The 1,393-nt window shown below is 71.5% G+C and carries 1 protein-coding gene; it reads left to right on the top strand.

Annotated features, from left to right (window positions below; genetic code table 11):
* A partial coding sequence (locus G3N93_RS39700) for an alpha-amylase family glycosyl hydrolase (RefSeq protein WP_206135492.1) occupies positions 1–1,393 on the top strand: 1,393 nt, incomplete at both ends.

Raw genomic sequence — 1,393 nt, 5'->3', positions numbered from 1 at the left:
TCACGCCGAGCGCGGCGCCTGCCGGAAATCGCCGCGCTCGGCGTGACCGCGGTCGAGCTGATGCCCGTCAACGCGTTCCCCGGCATGCGCAACTGGGGCTACGACGGCGTGCTGCCGTTCGCGCCCGATGCGTCGTACGGGCGGCCCGAGGAACTGAAAGCGCTCGTCGATGCCGCGCACGGGCTCGAGTTGCAGGTGTTCCTCGACGTCGTCTACAACCACTTCGGCCCGGAGGGCAACCTGTTGCCGCGCTACGCGCCCGCGTTCTTCCGCACCGACCGGCAGACCGCGTGGGGGCCGGCCATCGACTTTTCGCGCGAACAGACCAGCGCGTTCTTCATCGAGAACGCGCTGTACTGGCTCGACGAATTCCGTTTCGACGGGCTGCGCATCGATGCCGCGCACGCGATCGACGACGACGCGTGGCTGCGCGAACTCGCGCGCCGCGTGCGCGCGTACGCGGGCGACACGCGCCATGTGCACCTCGTGCTCGAGAACGAGCGCAATGCGGCGAGCCTGCTCGGGCCCGGTGGTTTCGACGCGCAATGGAACGACGACTTCCACAACAGCGCGCACGTGCTGCTGACCGGCGAGCGCGACGGCTACTACCGCGCGTACGCCGACGCGCCGTTGCGCCATCTCGCGCGCACGCTCGGCGAAGGCTTCGCGTACCAGGGCGAACCGTCGCCGCTGCACGACGGCGCCGCGCGCGGCGAACCGAGCGCGCACCTGCCGCCGACCGCGTTCGTCGCATTCCTGCAGAACCACGACCAGGTCGGCAATCGCGCGTTCGGCGAACGGCTGCGCACGCTCGCGAACGAAGACGCGGTGCGCGCGGCGACCGCGCTGCTGCTGCTCGCGCCGTCGATCCCGCTGCTGTTCATGGGCGAGGAAGACGGCAGCACGCAGCCGTTCCAGTTCTTCACCGACTATCGCGGCGCGCTTGCCGACGCGGTGCGCGAAGGCCGGCGTCGCGAGTTCGCGGCCTTTCCGGCCTTCGCCGACGCCGCGCATCGCGACGCGATTCCCGATCCGAACGACATCGCGACGTTCGTGCGCTCGACGCTGCATGGCAGTAGCGACGAAACCACGCCCGACACCGACGCATGGCGGCGCTTCTACCGCAGCGCGCTGGCCGTGCGCGCGGCGCTCGTGACACCTAACCTGCCCGGCGTGCGCTCACTCGGCGTCGACCTGCTCACGGGCGACGGCGACCCGCAGGCGCTCGTCGCGCGCTGGCGCCTCGGCGACGGCAGCACGCTGACGATCGCGTTGAACCTCGGCTCGCACGATGCGGTGCTGCCCGCGCTGCCGGTCGGCAAGATCGTGTTCGAGACGCCGCCGCGCGCGCGCGACCGGTTGCGCGACCGGCGGCTGCCGCCCCGCGCGTGCG

The organism is Burkholderia sp. Se-20378 (genome assembly GCF_017104665.1).
GTDB lineage: Bacteria > Pseudomonadota > Gammaproteobacteria > Burkholderiales > Burkholderiaceae > Burkholderia > Burkholderia lata.
The sequence above is the reverse complement of the archived record's forward strand: the minus strand, read 5'-3'. Positions and strand labels throughout refer to the sequence as shown.